Raw genomic sequence first — 343 nt, forward strand, 5'->3', positions numbered from 1 at the left:
GCTGGCGTTCTGGGCCGGCAGCAACGAGAATGCGCTACCAGTACCAATACCTAAGCTCTCAATGGTGCCCTGGTATTCCACTTTATCGCCGTACAGGTCGGCGGTCAGGACCACCTTCTGCCCCAGACGCATGGTGTTCATCTGGCTCTCTTTGAAGTTGGCATCCACCCAGACCTGATCCAGCGGGACGATCGACATCAGTGTCGTGCCGGAGTCAACGCGCATCCCCAACTGGACCGCGCGATTCGCCACAAAACCGCTGACCGGCGCCACAATGGTGCTACGGGCGTTATCCAGATAGCGCTGGCGCAGGGTTGCCACCGCGCTTTTGATTTCCGGGTGG

1 protein-coding gene is annotated in these 343 nt (G+C 59.8%); it reads right to left on the reverse strand.

Features of this window, described 5'->3' with window-relative positions; all coding sequences use genetic code 11:
- On the reverse strand, window positions 1–343 hold a 343-nt coding region (locus tag BTM36_RS27425; RefSeq protein ID WP_139347331.1), incomplete at both ends, for an efflux RND transporter periplasmic adaptor subunit.

This window comes from Herbaspirillum sp. VT-16-41, assembly GCF_001994935.1.
Classification (GTDB): domain Bacteria; phylum Pseudomonadota; class Gammaproteobacteria; order Burkholderiales; family Burkholderiaceae_D; genus Herbaspirillum; species Herbaspirillum frisingense.